25 protein-coding genes are annotated in these 23,207 nt (G+C 65.0%); 4 read left to right on the forward strand and 21 right to left on the reverse strand.

The genetic code is table 11. From position 1 onward, the window contains the following. Positions 1 to 25: 25 nt before the first annotated feature. The 11 genes from murD to SxD43FB_RS12945 all read right to left on the reverse strand — a co-directional run bounded on the left by murD (position 26) and on the right by SxD43FB_RS12945 (position 12,148). Positions 26 to 1,543 (reverse strand): UDP-N-acetylmuramoyl-L-alanine--D-glutamate ligase, encoded by a 1,518-nt coding sequence (murD, locus tag SxD43FB_RS12895; RefSeq protein ID WP_096062526.1) that lies wholly within the window; start codon positions 1,541 to 1,543, stop codon positions 26 to 28. Further along, positions 1,540 to 2,613 carry a phospho-N-acetylmuramoyl-pentapeptide-transferase gene (gene mraY / locus SxD43FB_RS12900; RefSeq protein WP_037477658.1) on the reverse strand — a complete coding sequence of 358 codons (1,074 nt, stop codon included), beginning with the start codon at positions 2,611 to 2,613 and terminating at the stop codon, positions 1,540 to 1,542. Before mraY ends, murD begins: the two co-directional genes overlap by 4 nt. After that, positions 2,613 to 3,995, reverse strand: coding sequence for a UDP-N-acetylmuramoyl-tripeptide--D-alanyl-D-alanine ligase (gene murF / locus SxD43FB_RS12905; protein WP_255245715.1), 1,383 nt, complete (start codon positions 3,993 to 3,995; stop codon positions 2,613 to 2,615). The genes mraY and murF overlap by 1 nt, the downstream gene beginning before the upstream one ends. Before the next feature lie 115 nt (positions 3,996 to 4,110). After that, positions 4,111 to 5,556, reverse strand: a complete 1,446-nt coding sequence (locus SxD43FB_RS12910; protein ID WP_096062528.1) for a UDP-N-acetylmuramoyl-L-alanyl-D-glutamate--2,6-diaminopimelate ligase — start codon at positions 5,554 to 5,556, stop codon at positions 4,111 to 4,113. Then, a complete protein-coding gene (locus SxD43FB_RS12915) occupies positions 5,553 to 7,268 on the reverse strand; it encodes a penicillin-binding protein 2 (protein ID WP_096062529.1) in 1,716 nt (571 codons plus the stop codon). The genes SxD43FB_RS12910 and SxD43FB_RS12915 overlap by 4 nt, the downstream gene beginning before the upstream one ends. Further along, positions 7,268 to 7,921 (reverse strand): colicin transporter, encoded by a 654-nt coding sequence (locus tag SxD43FB_RS12920; protein ID WP_069066201.1) that lies wholly within the window; start codon positions 7,919 to 7,921, stop codon positions 7,268 to 7,270. Before SxD43FB_RS12920 ends, SxD43FB_RS12915 begins: the two co-directional genes overlap by 1 nt. Next, a complete protein-coding gene (rsmH, locus tag SxD43FB_RS12925) occupies positions 7,918 to 8,883 on the reverse strand; it encodes a 16S rRNA (cytosine(1402)-N(4))-methyltransferase RsmH (protein ID WP_096062530.1) in 966 nt (321 codons plus the stop codon). The genes SxD43FB_RS12920 and rsmH overlap by 4 nt, the downstream gene beginning before the upstream one ends. Further along, positions 8,880 to 9,377, reverse strand: coding sequence for a division/cell wall cluster transcriptional repressor MraZ (locus tag SxD43FB_RS12930; protein WP_037479258.1), 498 nt, complete (start codon positions 9,375 to 9,377; stop codon positions 8,880 to 8,882). The genes rsmH and SxD43FB_RS12930 overlap by 4 nt, the downstream gene beginning before the upstream one ends. A 184-nt stretch (positions 9,378 to 9,561) precedes the next feature. Further along, positions 9,562 to 10,770, reverse strand: coding sequence for a Gldg family protein (locus SxD43FB_RS12935; protein WP_096062531.1), 1,209 nt, complete (start codon positions 10,768 to 10,770; stop codon positions 9,562 to 9,564). Positions 10,771 to 10,801: 31 nt separating this feature from the next. Next, positions 10,802 to 11,110 (reverse strand): hypothetical protein, encoded by a 309-nt coding sequence (locus tag SxD43FB_RS12940; RefSeq protein ID WP_096062565.1) that lies wholly within the window; start codon positions 11,108 to 11,110, stop codon positions 10,802 to 10,804. 42 nt (positions 11,111 to 11,152) lie between these two features. Then, a complete protein-coding gene (locus tag SxD43FB_RS12945) occupies positions 11,153 to 12,148 on the reverse strand; it encodes a cysteine synthase A (RefSeq protein WP_096062566.1) in 996 nt (331 codons plus the stop codon). A gap of 193 nt (positions 12,149 to 12,341) precedes the next feature. Between SxD43FB_RS12945 and SxD43FB_RS12950 the strand changes: the two genes are divergently transcribed. Further along, positions 12,342 to 13,301, forward strand: a complete 960-nt coding sequence (locus tag SxD43FB_RS12950; RefSeq protein ID WP_096062532.1) for a cell wall hydrolase — start codon at positions 12,342 to 12,344, stop codon at positions 13,299 to 13,301. Between the two features lie 361 nt (positions 13,302 to 13,662). Next, a complete protein-coding gene (locus SxD43FB_RS12955) occupies positions 13,663 to 13,791 on the forward strand; it encodes an entericidin A/B family lipoprotein (protein WP_037476638.1) in 129 nt (42 codons plus the stop codon). A 77-nt stretch (positions 13,792 to 13,868) separates the two neighbouring features. On the opposite strand, the gene tatC is transcribed toward SxD43FB_RS12955, so the two are convergent. The 10 genes from tatC to glmU form a co-directional block, all read right to left on the reverse strand. Beyond that, positions 13,869 to 14,648 carry a twin-arginine translocase subunit TatC gene (tatC, locus tag SxD43FB_RS12960; protein WP_037476637.1) on the reverse strand — a complete coding sequence of 260 codons (780 nt, stop codon included), beginning with the start codon at positions 14,646 to 14,648 and terminating at the stop codon, positions 13,869 to 13,871. Then, positions 14,645 to 15,097, reverse strand: a complete 453-nt coding sequence (tatB, locus tag SxD43FB_RS12965; protein ID WP_096062533.1) for a Sec-independent protein translocase protein TatB — start codon at positions 15,095 to 15,097, stop codon at positions 14,645 to 14,647. Before tatB ends, tatC begins: the two co-directional genes overlap by 4 nt. Positions 15,098 to 15,123: 26 nt before the next feature. Beyond that, a complete protein-coding gene (locus tag SxD43FB_RS12970) occupies positions 15,124 to 15,360 on the reverse strand; it encodes a twin-arginine translocase TatA/TatE family subunit (protein ID WP_037476635.1) in 237 nt (78 codons plus the stop codon). 27 nt (positions 15,361 to 15,387) lie between these two features. Further along, the gene (gene scpB / locus SxD43FB_RS12975) at positions 15,388 to 15,978 is read right to left on the reverse strand and encodes an SMC-Scp complex subunit ScpB (RefSeq protein WP_096062534.1); all 591 of its coding nucleotides are present in this window, start codon (positions 15,976 to 15,978) and stop codon (positions 15,388 to 15,390) included. Then, positions 15,975 to 16,736, reverse strand: coding sequence for a ScpA family protein (locus SxD43FB_RS12980; protein ID WP_096062567.1), 762 nt, complete (start codon positions 16,734 to 16,736; stop codon positions 15,975 to 15,977). Before SxD43FB_RS12980 ends, scpB begins: the two co-directional genes overlap by 4 nt. An 8-nt stretch (positions 16,737 to 16,744) precedes the next feature. Continuing rightward, positions 16,745 to 18,568 (reverse strand): glutamine--fructose-6-phosphate transaminase (isomerizing), encoded by a 1,824-nt coding sequence (glmS, locus tag SxD43FB_RS12985; protein ID WP_096062535.1) that lies wholly within the window; start codon positions 18,566 to 18,568, stop codon positions 16,745 to 16,747. Positions 18,569 to 18,583: 15 nt separating this feature from the next. Beyond that, a complete protein-coding gene (locus SxD43FB_RS12990) occupies positions 18,584 to 18,964 on the reverse strand; it encodes a PIN domain-containing protein (RefSeq protein ID WP_069066195.1) in 381 nt (126 codons plus the stop codon). Beyond that, positions 18,961 to 19,335, reverse strand: a complete 375-nt coding sequence (locus SxD43FB_RS12995) for a ribbon-helix-helix domain-containing protein (RefSeq protein ID WP_096062536.1) — start codon at positions 19,333 to 19,335, stop codon at positions 18,961 to 18,963. Before SxD43FB_RS12995 ends, SxD43FB_RS12990 begins: the two co-directional genes overlap by 4 nt. A gap of 45 nt (positions 19,336 to 19,380) precedes the next feature. Then, positions 19,381 to 20,145, reverse strand: coding sequence for a metallophosphoesterase (locus SxD43FB_RS13000; protein WP_255245717.1), 765 nt, complete (start codon positions 20,143 to 20,145; stop codon positions 19,381 to 19,383). A 187-nt stretch (positions 20,146 to 20,332) separates the two neighbouring features. Then, positions 20,333 to 21,625, reverse strand: coding sequence for a bifunctional UDP-N-acetylglucosamine diphosphorylase/glucosamine-1-phosphate N-acetyltransferase GlmU (gene glmU, locus SxD43FB_RS13005; RefSeq protein ID WP_255245718.1), 1,293 nt, complete (start codon positions 21,623 to 21,625; stop codon positions 20,333 to 20,335). Between the two features lie 148 nt (positions 21,626 to 21,773). Here glmU and gph point away from each other — a divergent pair, with 148 nt between their 5' ends. Continuing rightward, positions 21,774 to 22,442 carry a phosphoglycolate phosphatase gene (gph, locus tag SxD43FB_RS13010; protein WP_176482771.1) on the forward strand — a complete coding sequence of 223 codons (669 nt, stop codon included), beginning with the start codon at positions 21,774 to 21,776 and terminating at the stop codon, positions 22,440 to 22,442. Beyond that, positions 22,439 to 23,206: an enoyl-CoA hydratase-related protein gene (locus SxD43FB_RS13015; protein WP_096062539.1), complete on the forward strand. Its 768-nt coding sequence runs from the start codon at positions 22,439 to 22,441 to the stop codon at positions 23,204 to 23,206. The genes gph and SxD43FB_RS13015 overlap by 4 nt, the downstream gene beginning before the upstream one ends. Position 23,207 lies beyond the last annotated feature (1 nt).

Below are 23,207 nucleotides of genomic sequence, written 5' to 3' on the forward strand. Positions count from 1 at the left end.
TTCATGCCCTGCCCCCCGATGCCGTCTAGTCGAGCGCCGCGACAGCGGCGACGAACGCATCGCCGCGCGCCTCGAAATCGCGAAACTGGTCGAAACTGGCACAGGCAGGCGAGAGCAATATCACGTCGCCGGGCTGAGCGATGCGCGCGGCGCGGCGGACGGCGGCGCTTAGCATCTCGCTATCATCGACCGCCATAGAGGAGCGCAGCAGGTCAGCGAACATATGCCCCGCTTCGCCGATCGTATAGGCATGGGCGACATTGCCGAAATGGGGGACGCATTCGTCCAGATTGTCAGACTTGGCGACGCCGCCCAATATCCAGTGGATGCGGGGCTTGCCGTCCTTTGCGGGCCAGGCGGCGAGCGCGGGCGCGGTCGAGGCGGCGTTGGTCGCCTTGCTGTCGTTGACGTAAAGAACGCCGTTGCGCGTCGCCACCGCCTGCATCCGGTGGGGGAGGCTGGCGTAACTGACGAGGGCATTGGCCAACGTCGCGTCGTCAATGTCTAGCGCTTTGGCAACGGCGATGGCCACCGCCGCATTCTGCGCGTTGTGCGGGCCTTGCAAAGCGGGCCAGCCCAATTGAGTGTCGGGATCGATGTCTCTGACCCCAACCTCAATCACGTCATCCCAGCGAACGCTGGGATCTCTCTTTTCTTCTGGAGCCGAAGAAGAAGTGGGATTCCAGCCTGCGCTGGAATGACGGAGGTTTTCAGCAATCGCCCGGCTCGGTTCATCCTCGGTCGCGATCACCGCGACATGCCCCCCCGACTGCATCGCGAACAGCCGCGCCTTGGACGCCACATAACCCTCGAAGCCGTTATAGCGGTCGAGATGATCCGGCGTGATGTTGAGTAGCACCGCGACATCGCAGTCGAGGCTATAGGTCAAGTCGATCTGATAGCTGGACAGTTCCAGCACATAGACGCCCACCCCCTGCAGGTTCGGCTCCAGCGGCGGCTGGCCCAACACCGGCAGGCCGATATTGCCGCCCATGGTGGCCGGATAGCCTGCCTGTTCGATGATATGGTGGATCAGCGCGGTCGTGGTCGACTTGCCGTTGGTGCCGGTGATGCCGACGACCTTGTGCGGCGGCAGCGTCGGGCGGGCGAGCGCGAACAGTTCGATGTCGCCGATGATCGGCACGCCCGCGATCTTCGCCCGCATGGCGATCGGATGCCGGTTGAGCGGCACGCCCGGCGACACGACGATGCCGTCGAAACCAGTGAGGTCGATCTCCATCGGATCGCCGATTTCCAAAATTCCGTTCGTTTCGAGCCCTTCGACTGCCTGCCAAGGCAGGCGCTCAGGATAAACTTCATCCCGTTGGGATGAAGTCGAGAAACCCTGCTCCGCGCGATCGTCTCTCGACTTCGCTCGAGACGAACGGCCAAGGGCTATCGCAGCCTCGCGCGCCGTCTCCTGACTATCCCACGCCACGACCCTCGCCCCGCTGGCCAGCAGCGTCTCGACCGTGGCAAGGCCGGACCGCGCCAGCCCCAGCACCGCATAGGTCTTGCCTGCAAAGACGTCCGAAACGATCATCGCAGCTTCAACGTCGCAAGACCGGCAAGCGCCAGCACGAAGGCGATGATCCAGAAGCGGATCACCACGGTCGGCTCGGCCCAGCCCAATTGCTCGAAATGATGATGGATCGGCGCCATCTTGAACACGCGCTTGCCGGTGCGTTTGTAGAAGAACACCTGGATGATGACCGACAGCGCCTCCACGACGAACAGACCGCCGATGATGCCCAGCACAATCTCATGATGCGCCGTCACCGCGATCACGCCGATCGTTCCACCCAGCGCCAGGCTGCCCGTATCGCCCATGAACACGGCGGCAGGCGGCGCGTTGAACCACAGGAAAGCCAGCCCCGCGCCGATGATCGCACCGCACAAAATCGTCAGGTTGCCCGCGCCCGGCACATGCGGAATGCCCAGATATTCGGCAAAGTCGGCGCGCCCGACCAGATAGACGATCAGCATGAAGGCCAAGCAGGCGATGATGACCGGCATGGTGGCGAGGCCATCGAGGCCGTCGGTCAGGTTCACCGCATTGCCGAACGCCACGATGACGAAGGCAGCAAAGCAGAAGTAAAATGGCCCAAGCTCGATCGCCGGACCATTATAGAAGGGCACGTAGAGCGCGGTATTGCCATGGCTGTTGACGATCATCCACGCCGCGACGCCCGCGATCAGAAATTCGAACGCCAGCCGCATTTTGCCCGACAGCCCCTTGTGGCTGGCCTTGGTTACCTTGTCATAATCGTCGAGAAAACCGATCGCGCCGAAACCCAATGTCACGAACAGGCAGGCCCAGACATAGGTGGAGGACAGGTCCATCCACAGCAGCACGGATATGATCATGGACGTCAGGATCATCAGCCCGCCCATGGTCGGCGTGCCCCGCTTGGCCAGATGCGTCTGCGGGCCGTCATCGCGAATGGGTTGCCCCTTGCCCTGGCGCACGCGCAGCCAGCCGATGAATTTGGGGCCGATCACCAGACCGATGATGAGCGCGGTGAAGATCGCCGCGCCCGCGCGAAAGGACAAATAGCGGATGAGGTTGAAGATACCCTCGAAATCCATCGTCTGGGCAAGCCAGTACAGCATCAGTCTTGTTCTCCGTCGGCAAGGGCCGCGACCAGCCGGAACAGGCCGATGCCGTTCGATCCCTTGACCAGCAGCGCGTCGCCCGCGCGCAGTTCATGTTGGATGAGGGGGATGGCGCTCGCCGTATCGGCGACATGCGCGAAGGGCAGCACGCCGTCCAGCGCATCGGCGAGCGGCTGCATTTCCGTGCCGACCAAGATGACGTAATCGATCCCATTGTCGCGCAGCACAGGCGCGATGTCGGCATGGAGTTCCGCGCTGCGGCTACCCAATTCGCGCATCCCGCCCAGCACCGCCAAGCGCCGGTCGGCCGTCTCGCGGCCCAGCTGCCGCAGCGTCGCCGCCATCGACAGCGGATTGGCATTATAGCTTTCATCGATTAGCAGCGCCGTGCCGCTGCCGACCGACAGGGTCCGCCGCTCGCCCCGGCCCGGCAAGCCCGGCATCTCGGCCAGCGCCAGCCCCGCCGCCGCCAGATCGCCGCCGACCGCATCGACCGCCGCCAGCACCGCCAACGCGTTGGACACCCAATGATCGCCAGGCGCGGCAACCGTGAAGCACAATTCGGCATCGGGCAGCTTGGCCGTAACCAGCGTGCCGCCGCCCGGCGCGGGCACCGTTTCGCGCGCATGGACATCGGCCTGCGGACTGGTGCCGAAGGTCAGAATGCGCCCGGCATGACGCTCCGCCTTGTTGTAGAGCAGCGCCACATGCGGGCTGTCATAGGGGATGATCGCGGTGCCGCCCGGCTCCAGCCCCTCGAAAATCTCGGCCTTGGCCTCGGCGATCGCCGCTTCGGTGCCGAAAAATTCGATATGGGCGGGCGCGATGGCAGTGACGATCGCGACATGGGGCCGCACCTGCCGGGTCAGCGCGGCCAGTTCGCCCGCATGGTTCATGCCCATTTCGAACACACCGAACGCCGCCTCGCGCGGCATCCGCGACAGGCTCAGCGGCACGCCGACATGGTTGTTGTAGCTTTTGACCGAGCGGTGAACCTCGCCCGGATGCGCGCGGTCGAGCGCCTGGAACAGCGCTTCCTTGGTCCCGGTCTTGCCGACCGACCCAGTGACGCCGATCACTTTGCCACCCATGCGCTTGCGCGACGCGCGGCCCAGCGCTTCGAGCGCGGCGGCGCTGTCGGGCACCAATATATGGGGATGATCCACCGGCTCGCTGACGATCGCCCCGGCCGCGCCCTGGGCAAAGGCCTTGTCGAGGAACTTGTGCCCGTCGGTCGCTTCGCCCTTCATCGCGACGAACAGGTCGCCATCCGTCACTTCGCGGCTATCGAACGCCACGCCCGAAACGGCAAACGGCGCCGACGCGGCGCCGCCCGTTGCCTGAGCGATATCTGCGGAGGTCCACAATGGCCCCGTCACGCGCCCTCCTCCCCGTTCGCTTCGAGCAGCTTCGAGCGAAGTCGAGAAGCGTCCGTCGAGAAGGCAGCGCATAGTTCTCGACAAGCTCGAACCGAACGGAGGACGGATGGCAGGCTCACTCCGCGCACTCCCGCGCCACGGTCACATCGTCAAAGGGCAGCACCCGGTCGCCGATGATCTGGCCCTGTTCATGCCCCTTGCCCGCCAGCAGCACGATGTCGTCCTTGCCCGCCTGCGCGATCGCGGCGGCAATGGCGGCACGTCGCCCGCCAATTTCCTCCGCTCCACGCGCACCCGCCATGACGGCGGCGCGGATCGCAGACGGCTCTTCGGACCGGGGATTATCATCCGTCACGATCACATGATCGGCCAGTTCCGCCGCAACCTGCCCCATCAATGGCCGCTTGCCTGCGTCGCGGTCCCCGCCAGCGCCGAACAGCGCGATCAGCCGCCCCTTTGTGTGCGGGCGCAGCGCCTCGATCGCGGCTTTCAGGCCGTCGGGTGTATGCGCATAATCGACATAGACCGGCGCACCCGTCTTGCTGATAACGGCCCGTTCCAGCCGCCCGCGCACGGGTTGCACCCGGCCCAGCAATTCCAGCACCTTGACCACGTCGCCGCCGGTCGCGATGACCAGCCCGGCTGCGGTCAGCGCATTGGCGGCCTGATACGCACCGATCAGCGGCAGATTGACGGTGTAGCGCTTGCCCTCGACCTCGATCTCCAGCAATTGCCCCAATTGCGTCGGCGTGCGCGAGACAAGGCGCAGCGCCTCCCCCTTCTCGCCGACCGACAGCAGCTTCAGCCCGCGCGCCGCGACCCGCGCGATCACCTTGTCCGACCAGGCATCATCGGCCCACACCACCGCCGCGCCATCGGCCGCGACCACTTCATCGAACAGCCGCATCTTGGCGTCGAAATAGCGGTCCATATCGCCATGATAGTCGAGATGGTCGCGCGACAAATTGGTGAAGGCGCCCGCGACGACCGGCAATCCTTCGGTCCGATATTGGTCCAGCCCATGGCTCGACGCCTCGAACGCGGCATGGCTGACGCCTTCGCGGCGCAGGCCCGACATGTTGGCGAGGAAGGTGACGATGTCCGGCGTCGTCAAACCCGTAGAAACCTGATCGACCGACGTCGTGACGCCCAGCGTGCCGATGGAGGCGGCATGATGCCCCATCATCCGCCACAATTGCCGCGCCAGTTCCACCGTCGACGTCTTGCCGTTGGTGCCGGTCACGGCCACGGTCACATCGGGAAAAGGCGCGAAATAGCGGGCGGCCAGCTGCGCGAACAGGCGACGGGGATTGGCGTGCGCAATATGGATCGCGCCCTCCACCACCGCTTCCGGCCGGGCGACCACGGCGATCGCGCCCGCCTTCACCGCATCGGCAATATAATCCTCGCCATTGACGCGCAGCCCCTGAAACGCGCCGAACACCGTGCCGCGCGCAACCTTGCGATTGTCGATCGCAAAGCCAGTGACATTGCGGTCGAGGTCGGCGTCCGCCCCGACATGCGCGTCCAGACCGTCGATCAGCGAACCCAGCCGTGTCATTCGCTCTCTCCCTTGGCCTTCCACAGCAGCGGCATCAGGTCCGAAATATCCACGTCGCGGCGCTCGTCGGGCATCACGCCCAGCATCGGCCCGACCCGTTCTACCACGCGCTTGACCACGGGCGATGCGGTCCAGGCGGCGGTGCGCAGCCCGAACGTCTCCGCATTGCCCTTGGGCTCGTCCATCATCGCCAGAACGACATAGCGGGGATTATCCATCGGAAAGGCAGAGGCGAACGTCGTCACCAGCGAACTCTTGTTATAGCGACCTTCTTCGGGCTTCTCGGCGGAGCCCGTCTTGCCACCCACCCGGAAACCCTTGGCGTCGGCGCTGCGTCCTGTACCCTCCGACACGATCATCCGCAACAGCTGGCGCATCCGCGCGCTCGTTGCGGCGGTGAAAACGCGGCGACCCTGCGGCACATCGTCCGCATCCAGCTTGCGCAACGTCGCGGGCCGCCACATCCCGCCATTGACGAGCGCGGCATAGGCGCTGGCCAGATGCAGCGGCGTCACCGCGATGCCATGGCCATAGGACACGGTCATCGTCGTGATCCGTCCCCAATTGGCGGGCCATAACGTCCCGGCGCGCTCCTTCAGTTCGATCGGCGCGCGCTGGTCGAAATGCAGGGCGCGGAACAAGTCCTGCAACGGGGCCGCCCCCAGTTCGTCGGCGATGCGCGCGGTTGCGATGTTGGAACTATGGACCAACGTTTCCGGCACGTTGATCCACCGCCCCATGGCGTGGTCGTCCTTGATGCGGAACCCGGCGATGGCGATCGGCGCGGTCGCATCATAGCGCTTGCTCATCGACGTCACGACGCCCTTGTCCATGGCGGCGGCGATCGACAGCGGCTTGAAAGTCGATCCCAGTTCGTAGCGCGCCTGCACGATCTGGTTGCACAGCGGCGACTGGCTGCAGCTCTTGCCCGCATAATTTTGCAGCTTGTTGGGGTCGAACACCGGGATGGAGGCCATGGCGATCACTTCGCCGGTGTTGACGTCCAATATGATCCCGCCCGCACCACGGGCGCGCTGCGACACCATTTGCGCATAAAGCTCGCTTTCCAGCGCGCCCTGTACCCGGCTGTCGATCGAAATGGCGAAGGGCTGGCCGCGCAGCGTCGCGTCGGTCAGCCGATCGTTGAAGGCTGACTCGACGCCCATCCCGCCGACGCCGTTGGCGTTGGGCGCAAAGCCCAGAACATGCGCCGCCAACGTCCGCTGCGGATAGAGCCGTTCCTTTTCGCGCGGAAATTCGATGCCGATTTCGCCCAGCGCATTCACTGCCGCCACCTGTTCGGGCAGCGCGCGGCGGCGCAGATAGGCCCAACCCTTGCCGGTCAGCTTCTTGTAGAAGACTGCCTCGGCTTCGTCGGGGAAGATTTCGTGCAGCTTGCGCGCCAGTTCAGCCGGTTCGCCGATCAGCTTGGACGGGCGCACCGCCACTGAATAGGCATCCATCGTCCGCGCCAGCGGCACCCCGTTGCGATCGACGATGTCGGCCCGCGCGGGCAGGAAAGCCGACAGCGCATCGTCGCCCTGGCCGCTCTGCGTGAAGATGCCGACCCAGAATAGCCGCCCGATCACGATCAGCGTGATGAGTATGAACAGGATCAGCAACAGCATCAGCCGGTTATGCGCAACAGCGGTCAGGCTGACGCGCTGCCGCCCGACACGGGCATGGCCGGGTTGGACGATGATCGTGGCCATCAGCGCGCCCCCTTCTTGCGTTCGCGCGCCGCCTTGGCGCTCAAATCGCCCAGCGTGCTGTCATCCAGCAGCTTGGCATCGAGCATCGCCATCCGTTCCGCCTTGCGCGCGACCGGATTGGGCTTCGACACATCGGCATCGACCTTGGCCTGCACCGCAGGCGTCCGCGGCGGCGTGGCCTTGGCCAGCTTCTCGACATTGTCGGCGGCATGGGCTTCGCGAATGACGGCGATGTCGCTGCGGATCTGGGTCGCGGCGGGACTGGCGGGTGCGGCCTGCGGCGCGGACGGCAGGTCGGCGGGGGTTTCCACCATCGCCACCATCACGGGTGGCGCGACATAGTCAGGACCATTGGGCTGCACCCCGTCCAGCTGCGCCAATGCGCGCTCGCCCGCCAGATATTGCCCGGCGGTCGGCGTGCCATACATGAAGTCATGCTGGTTCCAGCTTTCCAGCTGCCGCATCGAGGCGCGCGCGCTGAATTCCGTTTCCAGATAACGGATCTCGCCCTGCGTCCGCGCGATCTGCGCGCGTACCCGCATCAGTTCGTTGCGCTCGGTCGCGACCTTGAGCGACACCATATAGGCCCCCAGCGCGCCCAGCGCGACCAGGATCACCCAGATCAGGCTCTGCAACCTCTTGACGGCGATCATGGACGGGCACTCCGGGCGGACGGGACAACAGGGGATTGGGCAACGGGGGCAGCGGTGCGGACGGCGCTGCGCAAAGTGGCGGATCGGGCGCGGGGGTTGCGCGCCAACTCCGCTTCACCGGCCCGCACCGCCTTGGCCGGCTTGGCGAAGGTCGGCGCGGCGCTCGCCTGCTTTTCAGGCATATGGCGTGATCCGCCCCCATCGCCCCCGCTGCGATTGCGCAGGAATTGTTTGACGATGCGGTCCTCCAGGCTGTGGAAGGTAACGATCGCCAGGCGACCGCCTTCCTCCAGCAGCGCTTCGGCCGCTTCCAGCCCGCGCTCCAGTTCCTCCAGTTCGCGATTCACATGAATGCGGATCGCCTGGAAGGTACGGGTGGCGGGGTCTTTCTTGTCATGCGGCTTGTGGCCCAGCGCGCGGCGCACGACGCTGGCAAGCTGCGCCGTCCGCTCCAGCGGGCGCGCCATCACGATCGCGCGGGCGACCCGGCGCGACCGCGGCTCGTCGCCATAGCGATAGATGACGTCGGCAATCTCTTCTTCGGCCGCTTCGTTCAGGAAATCGGCGGCGTTCATGCCCGCCTGGCTCATCGTCATGTCGAGCGGGCCGTCAGCCTGAAAGGAAAAGCCGCGATCGGCCCGGTCGAGCTGCATCGAGGATACGCCGATATCGAGCGTCAGGCCCGACACCGACTCGATGCCCTGTTCGGCCAGCAATTCGCGCATCCGCGAAAACTCGCCCGCGATCAGCAATATGTCGTTCGCCGCGGCGACGGCCTGGCCTTCGCGGATCGCATCGGGGTCGCGATCGAAGGCAATGACACGCGCGCCCTTCGCCGCCATGGCGCGCGAATAGCCGCCCGCGCCGAAGGTGCCATCGACATGGATTTCGCCCGGCGCAATGGCCAGGGCTTCCAGCACTTCATCCAGCAGTACAGGGATATGCGGAACGGTCTCGGTCACTTGCCGCCCTCTGCCGCGCGCGCATCGAGCCAGCGCTTTGCCTTGTTGCGGATGACTGCCGGACGATCGGGGCTGGCGACCAGCGCCTTGGGATCCCAGAGCTGGAAATAAAGGCCTACGCCCAGAAATACGACCGCGTCGGTAATGCCCACTTCTTCCTTGATATCGGGGTGCAGGAAGAAGCGGCCGCCATCGTCGAAATTCACGTCTTCGATCATGCTCAGGCGGTTTTCACGCTCCAGGTCGCCGTTGAAGGGACGGTTCGCCTCACGCGCTAGCCGTTCCAGTTCGGCGACTTCATCGAACAGGAACTGCTTGTGCGACAGGCCGAAACCAGTGGCGCAGCCATTGGCCATGTGAATCGACAGGCACAGCCGGTTCTCGCCGCCGCTGGCCTGCTTGACCTGCTTGCGCATCTCCAAAGGCAGCACGAACCGGCCTTTGCCGTCCGCGACGCTGATTGCGTTGCCTGAATAGAGAATTGCGTCCGACACGGCGACTAGCGGCCCCTTTTCCATGGGGCACAGATTTCCTGCCCACGGAACCGCGATCGCGAATCCCGATGCACAGGACTGATCAACGCCTGATGAACCCCAATGCGAGATTACCTATCAAGCATGGGCTGGGCTGCAAAGGGAATTTTCGGGATTTACCGGGAAAACCCGGTCAAAAATGGGATCAACCGCTTTCTGGCGCTTCTCCTTCGGGATATACCTTCTTTGTTCTCGTGCCGCCGCCCGGCCTGACCCCGCGCAACAGCCCCGCACCCATCACGGCCCAGCCCAGCCCAGCCAGAATCGCCCAGCGCAGCGCCGCGACCACATCCGCCCCTTCACGCATCCAGCGCCGGTCGCCGGGGATTGCCGCACCCAACCATTGCGCGATGCGCGCGGGTGTGTCGGCGCTCCAGACGCGAGGATCGAGCGGACGGGCGGGATCAGCGAGCCACAGCCGATCATCGATCAGGTCCGCGTCGCCCAACAGCACGACCTCACCCCGGCCGATCCGCTTGCGCTGCACCATGTCCCCGCCCCCCGCCATCTGCGCGCCCGACAGGGTGAGAAGGGCGCCATCGGGCAGGAACCAGCGCCGCTCCCCGTCCTCGATGCGATCGAACGCAAAGCCCCAATGGCCCAGCAACGGCTCCAACAAGCTGGTGGCGGGCGCGCGGCGACGGTCGCCCATGGGCAGGTCGGACGGCCAGCGCAGCAACGGATCGGCCAGCACCACCGCCCTGCCCCCGCCCCGCACCCAGCGATCGACCGCCACCAAGGCTTCGGGCGTCATCGCGCGCGGCTGGACGAGCAGCAGCAGGCGCGCACGCGACGGCTCCAATTGCTGTGCATCATCGATCGGCTGGACGGTGAAACGGGTACGCAGCACGGTGACGATCGCCGCATCGGCCCGTCCCTGCGCATCCCAGAACAAAGGCAGGGCGGTGATGACCGCCAGGGCCGGGCGATCGACGACAGGTTCGATCGGTTGCGCCGGGCCGCGCCACGCCAACAGGGCCGCCAGAGCCAGCAAGGCAATGCCACCGGCCACGCGTTTTGCGCGCAATGGCGCACCCTGCCGGACCAATGCACCACCAAACGCCGCTGATGATGCAACCAGGATCAAGCCGGTCGCCGCTACAGGGTCAGGCCACCGCCCCGCCGCGACCCCGCAAAAGAGCAAAGCGGACACGACGGCGCCCATAGTCCAGGCCAGCAGCGGCCATCCCTGCCTTGCCAGCAACAGCCCCATCGCCGCCATCACCGCCAGCGCGGGCCAGGCCCAATCCCATGGGTCGGTCTGTCCGGTCGCAAAGGCGCGCTGTAGTCCCGCGAGCAAAATCGCAAGGCCCGGCAGCCACAGGATCAGGACTCGCTTTAGCGCCGCCATCATGGGCGGCTTCCCCTGACCCTGTGCATCGGCGTCAGCGCGACGGCTGCGCGGGGTCGCGATCCATGGGATTACGCAAATTGGGGTCCGGCTCAAGGTCAGGGACCAAAGGCGCCTGCTCCGGCGCGGGCTGTACCCCAAGCTCAGCGAGCGGATCCCTGGGCGACACGGCGGCATTGCCGGTCATCGTCGGCACCGCTGGCGGCGGCAGCGCCGCATCGTCCACCCGCGCCTTTTCGATCACGATATTGGCAAGGCCCACCAGCAACACGACGCCCGCCAGTCCGGTCAGGCCGATCTGGACGCGCTGCAACCCTTCGACGCGGCGGGGTGTCTCAGCCATGGGCTTGCTCATTTTCTTGTCGCCGCGACCCGTGTCGGCGCATCAACCATTGTGCGCGAGCCAGGGGAAGACCGTCAAGCCCTTCGCTTCGAGCCACTGGCGATTATAGAGCGTCGAGAGATAGCGGAAGCCCGTGTCGCACAATATGGTGACGATCCGCTTGCCCGGCCCCAATTGCCGCGCCAGCGCCACCGCGCCAGCGACATTGATGCCCGACGAGAGGCCCAGGCACAGCCCTTCTTCGCTCAGCAGGCGGCGGACCCATTCCAGCCCTTCCTCATCCGAAATGCGGAACTGCGTGTCGATCGGCGCGCCTTCCAGATTGGCGGTGATCCGCCCCTGCCCGATCCCTTCGGCGACCGACGACCCTTCGGCCTTCAATTCGCCATGGGCATAATAGTTGAACAGCGCCGCGCCGTGCGGATCGCTGAGCGCGATGGTGATACCTTCATCCTTGGCCTTGAGGCCAAGGCCAACGCCCGCGATCGTCCCGCCGGTCCCCGCCGCGCAGGTGAAGCCGTCGATCCGCCCCTCCATCTGGGTCCAGATTTCTTCGGCCGTGCCGACGATATGCGCCTTGCGGTTGGCGATATTGTCGAACTGGTTGGCCCAGATCGCGCCTTCCGTCTCTTCCGCCATGCGGCGCGAGGTGTGGACGAAATGGCCGGGGTTGGAATAGGGTGCAGCCGGCACGGTCACCAATTCGGCGCCCAGCGCGCGCAGCGTGTCCATCTTCTCGCGGCTCTGCGTTTCGGGCATGATGATGATCGACTTATAGCCCTTGGCATTGGCGACCAGTGCCAGGCCGATGCCGGTATTGCCCGCCGTCCCCTCGACGATCGTGCCGCCCGGCTTCAACAGCCCGCGTTCTTCGGCATCATTGACGATGAACAGCGCGGCGCGGTCCTTGACCGACGCGCCGGGGTTGGCGAATTCGCACTTGGCGAAGATGTCGCAGCCCGTTTCCTGGGAAGGGCCGGTGAGGCGCACCATCGGCGTGTTGCCAATCAGCGCGAGACTATTGTTCTGGAGCAGCATGGCGTGACGCATAGCGGACGCAACGCGCCTTTGCCAAGCAAGGGAATGATGGCCCGGTGAAAGAGCCGATTGTTAACGCAGCCGCTGGTTAACGTCCCATCGCGGCACAGCGCAAAATCCGGCAGGCAATTTTTAGCTTTTTGCCTTATGGGGCAGCGCAGGCAGCCCTCGGCTGCGGCTATAAGGTCTTGAAATGCAGCGGCTCGAACGATTCAGCGGATGGAAAGGACGCAGCGCGGTCATCGGACTTGCGCTGTTGGCGCTGGCTGCGCCCCGTTTCATCACCGCCGCACCGCTCGACATGCTCGATGGCGATCAGGGCCGCGCATCGGCCGATCCTGCCGAAGAATCGGCAGCGAATTTCCCCGGCTCCGCCTTTTTCTTCGCACAAGGCGCGTTCGATCCCGTGCCGGGCGTCGAAACCGTGCAGAGCCAGCATGTGCTGGGCCTCGATGCGGTCAAGGCCGCCCCCGCCACCATCTTTCGCGGCCTCACCCCGCTCGACAGCTATCGCGCGGTCAACTGCCTGACCTCGGCCATTTATTATGAAGCCGGAAACGAGCCGGAAGACGGCCAGCGCGCCGTCGCGCAAGTGGTGCTCAACCGGGTGCGCAGCCAGCTCTGGCCCGATACGGTCTGCGGCGTCGTCTATGAAGGGTCCGAACCCACCGACTATCGCTGCCAATTCACCTTCAGCTGCGACGGCGCGATGGCGCGGCTGCCTGCGGCCGCTTCATGGAACCGCGCCCGCCGCGTCGCGCAGGAGGCGCTGAGCGGCACCGTCTATGCGCCGGTCGGCCTCGCCACCCATTATCACACGCTCGCCGTCCGCCCGGACTGGTCGTCCCGCCTGCATGCCGTGGCGGTCATCGGCGCGCATATCTTCTATCGCAATCCCGGCTTCAACGGCACGCCCGCCGCCTTTCGTGCAGTCTATCTGGGCCGGGAAACCCAGTCCGGCCCCGCGCGCCGCGTCTGGCCGACCCGCCCAGTGGCCCCCGTCGAACTGCTCGCCCCCGCCTATAGCGCCCCAGCGCCAGCAAAAGCGGCACCTGCAATCGGCTGGACGCCGCCTGCGCCCCAGGTCGATGACAGCCTGCCGGAATCGACGATCCGCCCGGAATATCGCAATAGCGGCCGGCCGCTGATCTGACTTTTGATGATGGCCGGCACCCTATTTTAATCTTAACAGCCGGTTGACCATCAAAGTCCTTGAAAAGACGCGCGATAAAAAGTGCAAATTTTTGACCCCGGTTTGGAACCAGATTTCGGGCTTGTGGGTTCTATATTCAGGACAGCAAATCTTTTGCCCCCCGCTCTTGCTGTCCAAATTTATGAGCCCGGAATGCTTCCCCCCCCGACGCGTTCCGGGCTCAACCTTTTTCCGGGCAAGATAATATTTGAAATCATTATATTTTCCACCGCCGGAACGCTTTGTCGGGCGGCGGGTTCTGATCTGCGTCACCGGCATGGCGCAAACCAACCGGTCGCGAAGTTTCTCAAGGAGACGGTCTATGACGAAGAAGATTTTCGCAGCCCTGCTGCTCACCGGTTCGCTGATGGTCGCCGCCTGCAACACCGTCGAAGGCGCTGGCCGCGACGTACAGAGCGCCGGCGAAGCGGTCGAACGCGCTGTCGACTGACCTGCACGATTTTCTGATTTGCCTCCCAGGCATCAATGAGGTCTGCCCCCAAGGGGCAGGCCTCTTTTTTTGCCGGTTCAGGCCGCCGCCTCTTCCGCCTCTTCACCCTTGGCCTTGCGCCGATCGGTGAACCAGATCGCCATGATCGTGATTTCGTACAGCAGTAGCAGCGGGATCGCGAGCATCAGTTGGGATACGACATCGGGCGGCGTCAACACAGCCGCGACAATGAAAGCCGCCACGATCATATAGCGGCGCAGGCCGATCAATTGCGCCCGGCTGACAAACCCCGCGCGGTTCAGCAGCATCAACAGCACCGGCATCAGGAAGCTGATGCCGAACGCCAGGATGAATTGCATCACCAGCCCCAGATAGGCGTCCGCGCTCGGCAGCGCCTCGACCTGCAAGCCGCTGCTATTGCCCTGAAACTCCAGAAAGAAGTGGAACGCCGTCGGCATCACCACGAAATAGGCAAGGCTCGCGCCCATGCCGAACAGGAAGGGCGTGGCCAGGATGAAGGGCAGCAGCGCCTTCTTTTCCTTGGCATAAAGCCCCGGCGCCACGAACGCCCAAAGCTGATTGGCGATGATCGGGAAGGACAGGCAGAAGGCCCCGAAAAAGGCGATCTTCACCTGCACGAAAAAGGCTTCGTAGAGCTTGGTATAGACGAGCTTGCCCCCGCCATCACCAAAGGCTTCCTTGAGCGGATGCACCAGGATCGCGAAAAGCTGCTCGGAAAAATAGAAGCACAGCGCCCCGGTCAGGGCCAAGGCATAGACGCATTTGAGCAGGCGACCGCGCAATTCGATCAGATGGTCAAGCAAGGGGGCCTTGCTCTCGTCGATATCGCCGATCATGCCGCCGCATCTCCCTTGGGAGTCGCGGACGCGTCGGCGACATAGGGCGGACCATCCGATGCCGCGACCGGTGCGGCGGCCACAGGCGCGGACTCTGCTACAAACGGCGGCACTTCCACGGGCGCAGGCACGGCCGACTGCGCGACATAGGGTGGATGCTCGTCAGCGGCCAATGGTGCGTCCAGCGCTTCCATCGCGGGCGCTGCGGTCTCAGGCGGATGCTCGGCCATGATCCGCTTATTCTGGTCGGCCCATTTCTTTTCCAGTTCTTCCAGTTCGACTTCGCGCACCATCGCGTCCAGGCCCGTGCGGAAATGGCGGGCCATGCCCTGCGCCTTGCCGATCAACTGCCCCACCTTGTAGAGCGCGCGTGGCAAGTCCTTTGGCCCGATCACGATCACCGCAATGATCACGATCACCAGAAACTCGGTGGAATCGATGCCGAACATGGGACTGGTCTACCAGATTGTGCGAATCAGACCTTGGTCTTGTCTTCCGTGGTCACGCTCGCATCCTGTTCGGACACGCGCTGCCCCTCGATACGGCTGGCAGGCTTGGTGGGCGTGGCGTCATCATCGTCGGCCATGCCCTTCTTGAAGCTCTTGATACCCTTGGCGACGTCACCCATCAGGCCGGAAATCCGACCGCCACCGAACAGCAGCATGACGACCAGGAGTACAATGACCCAGTGCATCAGCGAAAAGGAACCCATTTTCAATACTCCAGCAAGCAGACCTATCTAGGCCACATCGTCATCAGTTTCCAGAACGGATTGGCCGCCCAGACCCTCCAGCGCCAAATCCACCGGATCGAGCAGCCCGGCCGCGCGCAGATCGTCCACGCCCGGCAGGTCACGGCGGCTGCTAAGCCCGAAATGTGACAGGAAGTCTACGGTCGTCGCATAGATGAGCGGACGGCCCGGCACTTCGCGCCGCCCGGCGGGCCGCACCCAGCCCGCTTCCATTAGCACGTCGAGCGTCCCCTTGGCCACCTGTACGCCCCGGATCGCCTCGATCTCGGCGCGGCTGACCGGCTCATGATAGGCGATGATCGCCAGCGTCTCCATCGCCGCGCGCGACAATTTGCGCGGTTCGTCCTTTTCGCGGCGCAGGATATGCGCCAGGTCCGGCGCGGTCTGGAAATGCCAGCGCCCGCCGCGCTCGACCAGATTGACGCCGCGCCCGGCATAGTCGTCAGCCAGCCGCGCCAACGCCGCAGCCAAGTCGCCCTCACCGACATGCAGCTTGAGGTCGGCAGGCGTCATCGGCGCTTCCGCCACGAACAGCGCCGCCTCCACCGCGCGCCGGAAATCGTCGGGTTCTTCATTCATGCGCCTGCCTCCGGTGCCGCCGCGCGCAGATAGAGCGGCTGGAAAATCCCGTCCTGCTGCAATTCCACCCGCCCCTGCCGCGCCAGTTCCAGCGCCGCGACGAAACTGCTCGCCAGCGCCGACTTCGCCTTGGGACCGTCCAGATCTTCGGGCAGAAACGACTCCAGCCGGGTCCAGTCGATCGCCGTGCCGACCAGCGCGCCGACGCGCTGGATCGCTTCGTCCAGCGTCATCACTGGTCGCCGCGCGATGGTGTGAACGACCGGCCGTGTGCGCGCGCGAATCTGGCCATAGGTCTGAATGAGGTCATAGAGGCTGGCCCGCCACTGCGTCTTGCGCACCAGCCGCAGCCCTTCGGGCTTGCGCCGCACGAACACATCGCGCCCGATCCGGTCCCGCGCCATCAGCCGGGCAGCGGCATCGCGCATCGCGTTCAGGCGCTGCAACCGCAATTGCAGGCGCAGCGCCATCTCCTCAGGACTGGGATCGGGCTGTTCCTGCCGGGGCAGCAGCAGCGAGGATTTCAGATAGGCGAGCCACGCCGCCATCACCAGATAATCGGCCGCCAGTTCCAGCTTCAATTCCCGCGCGCCATCGATGAAGGCGAGATATTGTTCGGTCAGTTCCAGGATCGAAATCTCGCGCAGGTCGACCTTCTGCCCGCGCGCCAGCGTCAGCAACAGGTCGAGCGGCCCTTCCCAATGGTCGAAGCTGACGGTCAATATGTCCGGGCCGGGGATGACCGGCGACGCGAACATATCCTCGCTCACTCCACCGTCACCGACTTGGCGAGGTTGCGCGGCTGATCGACATCGGTCCCCTTGGCGACCGCGACATGATAGGCCAGCAACTGCACCGGCACCGCATAGACGAGCGGCGCGATCAGCGGATGCACTTTGGGCATTTCGATCGTCGCCATGCAGCCCTCACCAGCCAGCGCGATGCCTTCGGCATCGGAAATCAGCACCACCTTGCCGCCGCGCGCCTGCACTTCCTGCATGTTGCTCACGGTCTTTTCGAACAAAGGCCCGCTCGGCGCGATGACGATCACCGGCACCAGTTCGTCGATCAGCGCGATCGGCCCATGTTTCATCTCGCCAGCGGCATAGCCTTCGGCATGGATATAGCTGATTTCCTTGAGCTTGAGCGCCCCTTCCAGCGCCATCGGATAATCCGGGCCACGACCCAGATACAGCACGTCGCGCGCGGGTGCGATCAGATGCGCCATCGCCTCGATCTGGCCGTCGCGGCTGAGCGCCTCGTTCAACGCCGCCGGCGCTTCGGACAGATGCCAGACGATCTCGGCCTCTTCCTCAGGGGTCAACTTGCCCTTGGCCCGTGCCAGATTGGCCGCCAGCGCCGCCAGCACCGCCAATTGGCAGGTGAACGCCTTGGTCGAAGCGACGCCGATCTCCGGCCCGGCATGGGTAGGCAGCAACAGGTCGGCCTCACGCGCCATCGAGCTGGTGGGGACATTGACCACCACCGCGATGATCTGCCCCTCTGCCCTCGCATGGCGCAGCGCCGCCAGCGTATCCGCCGTCTCGCCCGACTGGCTGATGAACAGCGCCAGCCCGCCCGGCTCCAGCACCGGGTCGCGATAACGGAACTCGCTCGCCACATCGATGTCGACGGCGACGCGCGCGAATTTCTCGAACCAATATTTGGCCACCAGACCGGCATAGTAACTGGTGCCGCAGGCGACGATGGTGATGCGCTTCACCTGACCCAGGTCGAAATCCATGTCGGGCATGGCGACCTCATTCTCCATCCGACGCAGATAAGCGCGCAGCGTCTGGGCGACGACCACCGGCTGCTCGAAAATCTCCTTCTGCATGAAGTGGCGATGGTTGCCCTTGTCGATCATCGCTCCCGACACGCCGGACAGCGTCACCGGCCGTTCGACCGGCTGATTATCCTTGTCGAAAATCTCCGCGCCTTGAGCTGTGATGACGACCCAGTCGCCCTCTTCCAGATAGGCGATCTTCTGCGTCAACGGTGCCAGTGCCAGTGCATCGGACCCCAAATAGGTCTCGGCATCGCCATAGCCCACGACCAGCGGCGACCCCAGCCGCGCGCCGATCAGCATGTCGGGATGGCTGCGGAACAATATGGCCAGCGCGAACGCGCCATGCAGGCGCGGCAAGACCTGCGCGACGGCATCGCGCGGCGACACGCCCTGCTCCACCAGTTCGCTCACCAGATGCGCGACCACCTCGGTATCGGTCTGGCTATCGAAGATGCGTCCGCGCGCCATGAGTTCGGCACGCAGCGGCTTGAAATTCTCGATAATGCCATTGTGGACCAGCGCCACTTCGCGCGTCGCATGGGGATGCGCGTTGCTCGTCGTCGGCGCGCCATGCGTTGCCCAGCGGGTATGAGCGATGCCCGTGGTGCCGGGCAGCGGCTCGTCGCGCAATTCGGTCACCAGATTGGCGAGCTTGCCTTCCGCCCGCCGCCGCTCGATCGCGCCGTCATGGACGGTAGCGACACCCGCGCTGTCATAGCCGCGATATTCCAGCCGCTTCAATCCATCGACCAGCCGCTCCGCCACGTCGTCCCTGCCGATGATACCGATAATGCCGCACATGTGCCGGAGAGCCTTTCAGAGGATATAGGGAACGCGAATGCCCGGCATCTCTGCCGGAAAATCCTTAATATTGCGGGTCACCAACACGCGGCCGCGCAATTGCGCCGTGGCCAGGATGATGGCGTCCATCGCTTTGAGCCGACCGCGTTCGCGGCGCAAGGCCGCCGCGCGTCGGCCGACTTCCGCGTCGATCTCGTCGACCCCGAAACCGGACAATAAAGTTTCCGCCCGCCACAGCCCGTCGCCCACGCCCTTCGACATCACTTCGATCCAGACCGCCCGGCTGATCCATGCCCGCGCGCCAAAATCGGTCGCGCGATCAATCTCCGCGCGCGCCGGTGGAAAGCCCGCCAGCGCATCGATGATGATGTTGGTATCGAAACTAAATCCGCTCACCGGGACGCCGGCTTTTGAGAGCCGGGATAGTTGCCCGCCACCATATCGAGATAGATTTGGCGCTGGCGATCATCCTCCGCGTCGAACAAGTCAGGGAACTCCGCCTTGGTGTCTTCGTAGTCGTCGTCCCAGGGCCGGGTCGATGAGGCCCGCTCCCGCCGCTGCCACGCGACCGCGTCGCCAATATCGACACTCTCTTTCCATGCGCCAAAGCCAATATCGAGCCATTTCTTGGTGGTCACAGACTCCGTTTCCACGCGGTAATCCCGCACCGCCTCCCGCAACACGGCCGCGCGCGACTTGCCCTGCTCGCGGGCCAGTTGGTCGAGCCATTTGACGTCTTCGTCGGGAATATCGGCCAGGAAGCGCATGATGATAGATTGATATCATATCATGATATCATGTCAACAGGCGTCTCACTGTGGCCGGACAGTGATCAGCCAGATGTCCGGCGGTGCCAGCATCCGAATCGGCAATCCGCTGGTTCCGACCCCGCCCGCCACGATCATCGTCCTGGCCCCGTCGCGATACAGGCCGCAGGCATAGCGGGTGCCATATTTCGACGGGACGTAGACGATTCCGGCAAAGGGCAGCGCTACCTGCCCGCAATGGGTATGCCCCACCAGCGTCAGCGACGGCACATCGGGCAAAGCCGGAAACACATCCGGCCCGTGCGACAGGATCAGCGGCGCACCGCCCACCCGCGCCATCGCCGCCAGCGTCGCGGGCAGGTCGATCCTGTGCGTATAGACATCCTGCAACCCGCCGATCGCCAGCGGCCCGCGCCGCACCGCGCCATCCTGCAACAGGGTGATGCCCATGCGCGCAAAGGCCGCCTGCCAGTCCGCACCGCTCAGCGCGCGGCGGTTCTTCTTACTGCGGCTATCATGATTGCCCAGCACCGCGACGACACCCAGAGGTGCGCGCAGTCCCGCAAAGGACGCGATGCTCGCCCGCGCATCATAGGTCGCCCCGCCCTTGGCATCGCCGATATAATCGCCGCCCAGCAGGATGAGATCAGGCTTGAGCGCATTGATCTGCGCCACGATCCGCGCCATCCGCGCCGGGCTATTGTCCGGCCCTGACAAATGCGTGTCGGTCAGCAGGGCAACGGTGACGGGGGCACGCGGCGCATCGGCGGGAAAGGGCAATGCCACCTCCGCCCGCCGCACCACCGGCATGGCGCGCGCATTGAGGATGAGCCAGCCGACAAAGGCCGCCGCCAGCACAAACAGACCAAGCAACGCCCGAAATATCGTGGTCACTCTCATCCCGCCAATCCGTGCTCCTGCGCAAGCAGGAGCCCAGGGTCGAACGACCTGCCCTGCATCCTAGGCTCCTGCTTTCGCAGGAGCACGGAAAGGTCACTCACTTCGCCGCCTTCTTCGCCACCATCCGCTCGCGAAACGCCGCTGCCCAACCCGGCTTGCTCACCTGCGCGGGCCGCACCAGGCACAGCGAATCATCGCCCACCGGCTGCGTCACCACGCTACCCGCCGCCACGATCGCGCCGTCGCCAATCTTGACCGGCGCGACCAGCGCGCTGTTCGATCCGATGAACGCCCCCGCACCAATTTCCGTGCGATATTTGAAGAAACCGTCATAATTGCAGGTGATCGTCCCCGCGCCGATATTGGCCCCCGCGCCCACGCCCGCGTCGCCGATATAGGACAGGTGATTGACCTTCGCCCCTTCGCCCAGCCGCGCCTTCTTGATCTCGACGAAATTGCCGACCTTCGCCTTGACCCCGATCTCCGCGCCGGGCCGAAGCCGCGCATAGGGACCGATCGTCGCGCCGCGCTCGACGCGCGCGCCCTCCAGATGGGAAAAGGCGTGGATCACGACATCGTCGGCCACCGTCACGCCCGGCCCGAACACCACGTTCGGCTCGACCACCACATCGCGGCCCAGCACCGTATCATGCGCAAAGAACACCGTCTCCGGCGCCACCAAGGTCACACCCTCGCGCATCGCCTCGATCCGGCGGCGCGCCTGCCACATCGCTTCCACGCCGGCCAGTTCGACCCGGCTGTTGACCCCCGCCACTTCCCAGGCTTCCGTCTCGATCACGGCGCTCTGCGCACCCGGCAGCATGATGATGTCGGGCAGATAATATTCGCCAGCGGCATTATCATTGCCGATCTGGTCGAGCAGCACGAACAGGTCGGTCGATCGCACCGCCATCAGCCCGCTATTGCACAACGTCACCGCGCGCTCGGCCTCGCTCGCATCCTTAAATTCGACCATCTTGCCGATCATGCCCTGCCCGTCGGCGATGATCCGGCCATAGGCGGCGGCATTGTCGGGGCGGAAGCCCAGCACCACCGCGCGCGGATCATCGCCCCGGTTCAGCCGGTCGAGCATCGCCCGCATTGTCGCTGCGCTCACCAGCGGCACATCACCATAGAGGATCAGCACATCGCCCGCGAACCCGGCCAGCGCCTCATGCGCTTGGGCGACCGCATGGCCGGTGCCCAACTGCTTGTCCTGCACCGCGATCACCGCGCCGGTGCCCGCCACTGCCGCTTCCACCTGTTCCCGGCCTGCGCCGACCACCACCACCTGCCGCTCCGGCTCCAGCGCGGCGACACTCGCCAGCAGGTGCAGCAGCATCGGTCGCCCGGCGACCGGGTGCAAAACCTTGTGCAGCGCGGATTTCATGCGCGTGCCTTGGCCTGCGGCAAGGATGATGACGGCGAGAGGACGGGCGGCAGTCACGATGGCTTTGTCCCTGATAAAAAGGTTGATGGCCCAAGGCTCTGCCATGTTTGGCTTGCCTTTGCCACCGCCCACGCGGCATGGCGCGGCCATGGCCACTATTCCTTTCGATATCGTCGGCTTCGACCTCGACGGCACGTTGATCGACACCAGCGGCGATCTCGCCGCGGCGGTCAACCATGCCATCGGCACGGTGGGCCTTGCCCCCTTCCCCGTCGCGGACATTCGCCCTTTCGTGGGCCAGGGCGCGAAAGTAATGCTGGACCGCGCGCTGGCGGCGTCGGACGCGCAGGACGATGCCTTGCTCGCGCAATTGCTCCCGGTGCTGCTCGACTATTATCAGGCGAATCTCAGCGCTCATTCGGCCCCCTACCCCGGCCTCATCGACGCGATGGACGCGCTGACAGCGGCAGGTGTCACGCTCGCCATCTGCACCAACAAGGCGGAGCGTTTCGCCTTGCCGCTGATGGATCAGCTTGGCCTGTCGCACCGTTTCGCCAGCATCGTCGGCGGCGATACGGTCGGCATCGGCAAGCCCGATCCCGCGCCGATCCACGCCATGATCGAGCGGGCAGGCGGCGGCCGTACCATCTTCGTCGGCGACACGATCAACGACATTGCGGGCGCGCGCAATGCTGGCATCCCTAGCGTCGCGGTCAGCTTCGGCTTTCTCGACGGCCCGGTCGAAGAGTTGCAGGCCGACGCCACCATCCACCATTTCGACGAATTGCTGCCCCTGCTGCAAGGCTGGCCGCAATGACGCTGCGGCTGGAGCGCGACGGCCCGGTCGCCCGGCTGCTGATCGACCGCCCGGCCCGGCGCAACGCCATGACGCAGGCGATGTGGGAGATGCTGCCGGTCCTCGTCGGCGAAGCCATGGCGAACGATGCCATCCGCGTGCTGATCCTCGCGTCGGCCACCCCCGGCCTGTTCTGCGCCGGGGCGGATATCGATGAATTTGCGACTTGCTCCGGCGACCCCGACTGGCGCATCGCGAACCAGACAGCGATCCGTGCAACGCAATATGCGCTCGCCCATGCCGACAAGCCAGTGATCGCCGCGATCGACGGCGATTGCGTCGGTGGCGGCTGCGGCCTCGCTATTGCCTGCGACCTGCGCATTGCCGCGCCCGTTGCGCGGCTGGGCATCACGCCTGCCAAGCTCGGTATCGTCTATTCGTTGTTCGACACCAAATTGCTGGTCGATCTCGTCGGCCCGGCCCGCGCCAAGCGCATCCTCTTCACCGGCGCGCTGCACGACGCGGACGCCGCGCTCACAATCGGCCTGATCGACCAGATCGCCGCCGATCCGCTGGCGGCAGCAGACGCCCTTGCCCACACCATCGCCGCCAATGCCCAGCATAGCGTGCGATCCTCCAAGGCGATCATCCGCCGCATCCTCGATGGCCAGGCCGATGATGACGAAGGCACGCTGGCGCTCTTCCGCGACGCCTTCACCCTGCCCGATTTCGCCGAAGGCGTGGCCGCCTTCCGCGCCAAACGCAAACCCGATTTCGGCGGCTAAG

The organism is Sphingobium sp. D43FB (assembly GCF_002312805.1).
Taxonomy (GTDB): domain Bacteria; phylum Pseudomonadota; class Alphaproteobacteria; order Sphingomonadales; family Sphingomonadaceae; genus Sphingobium.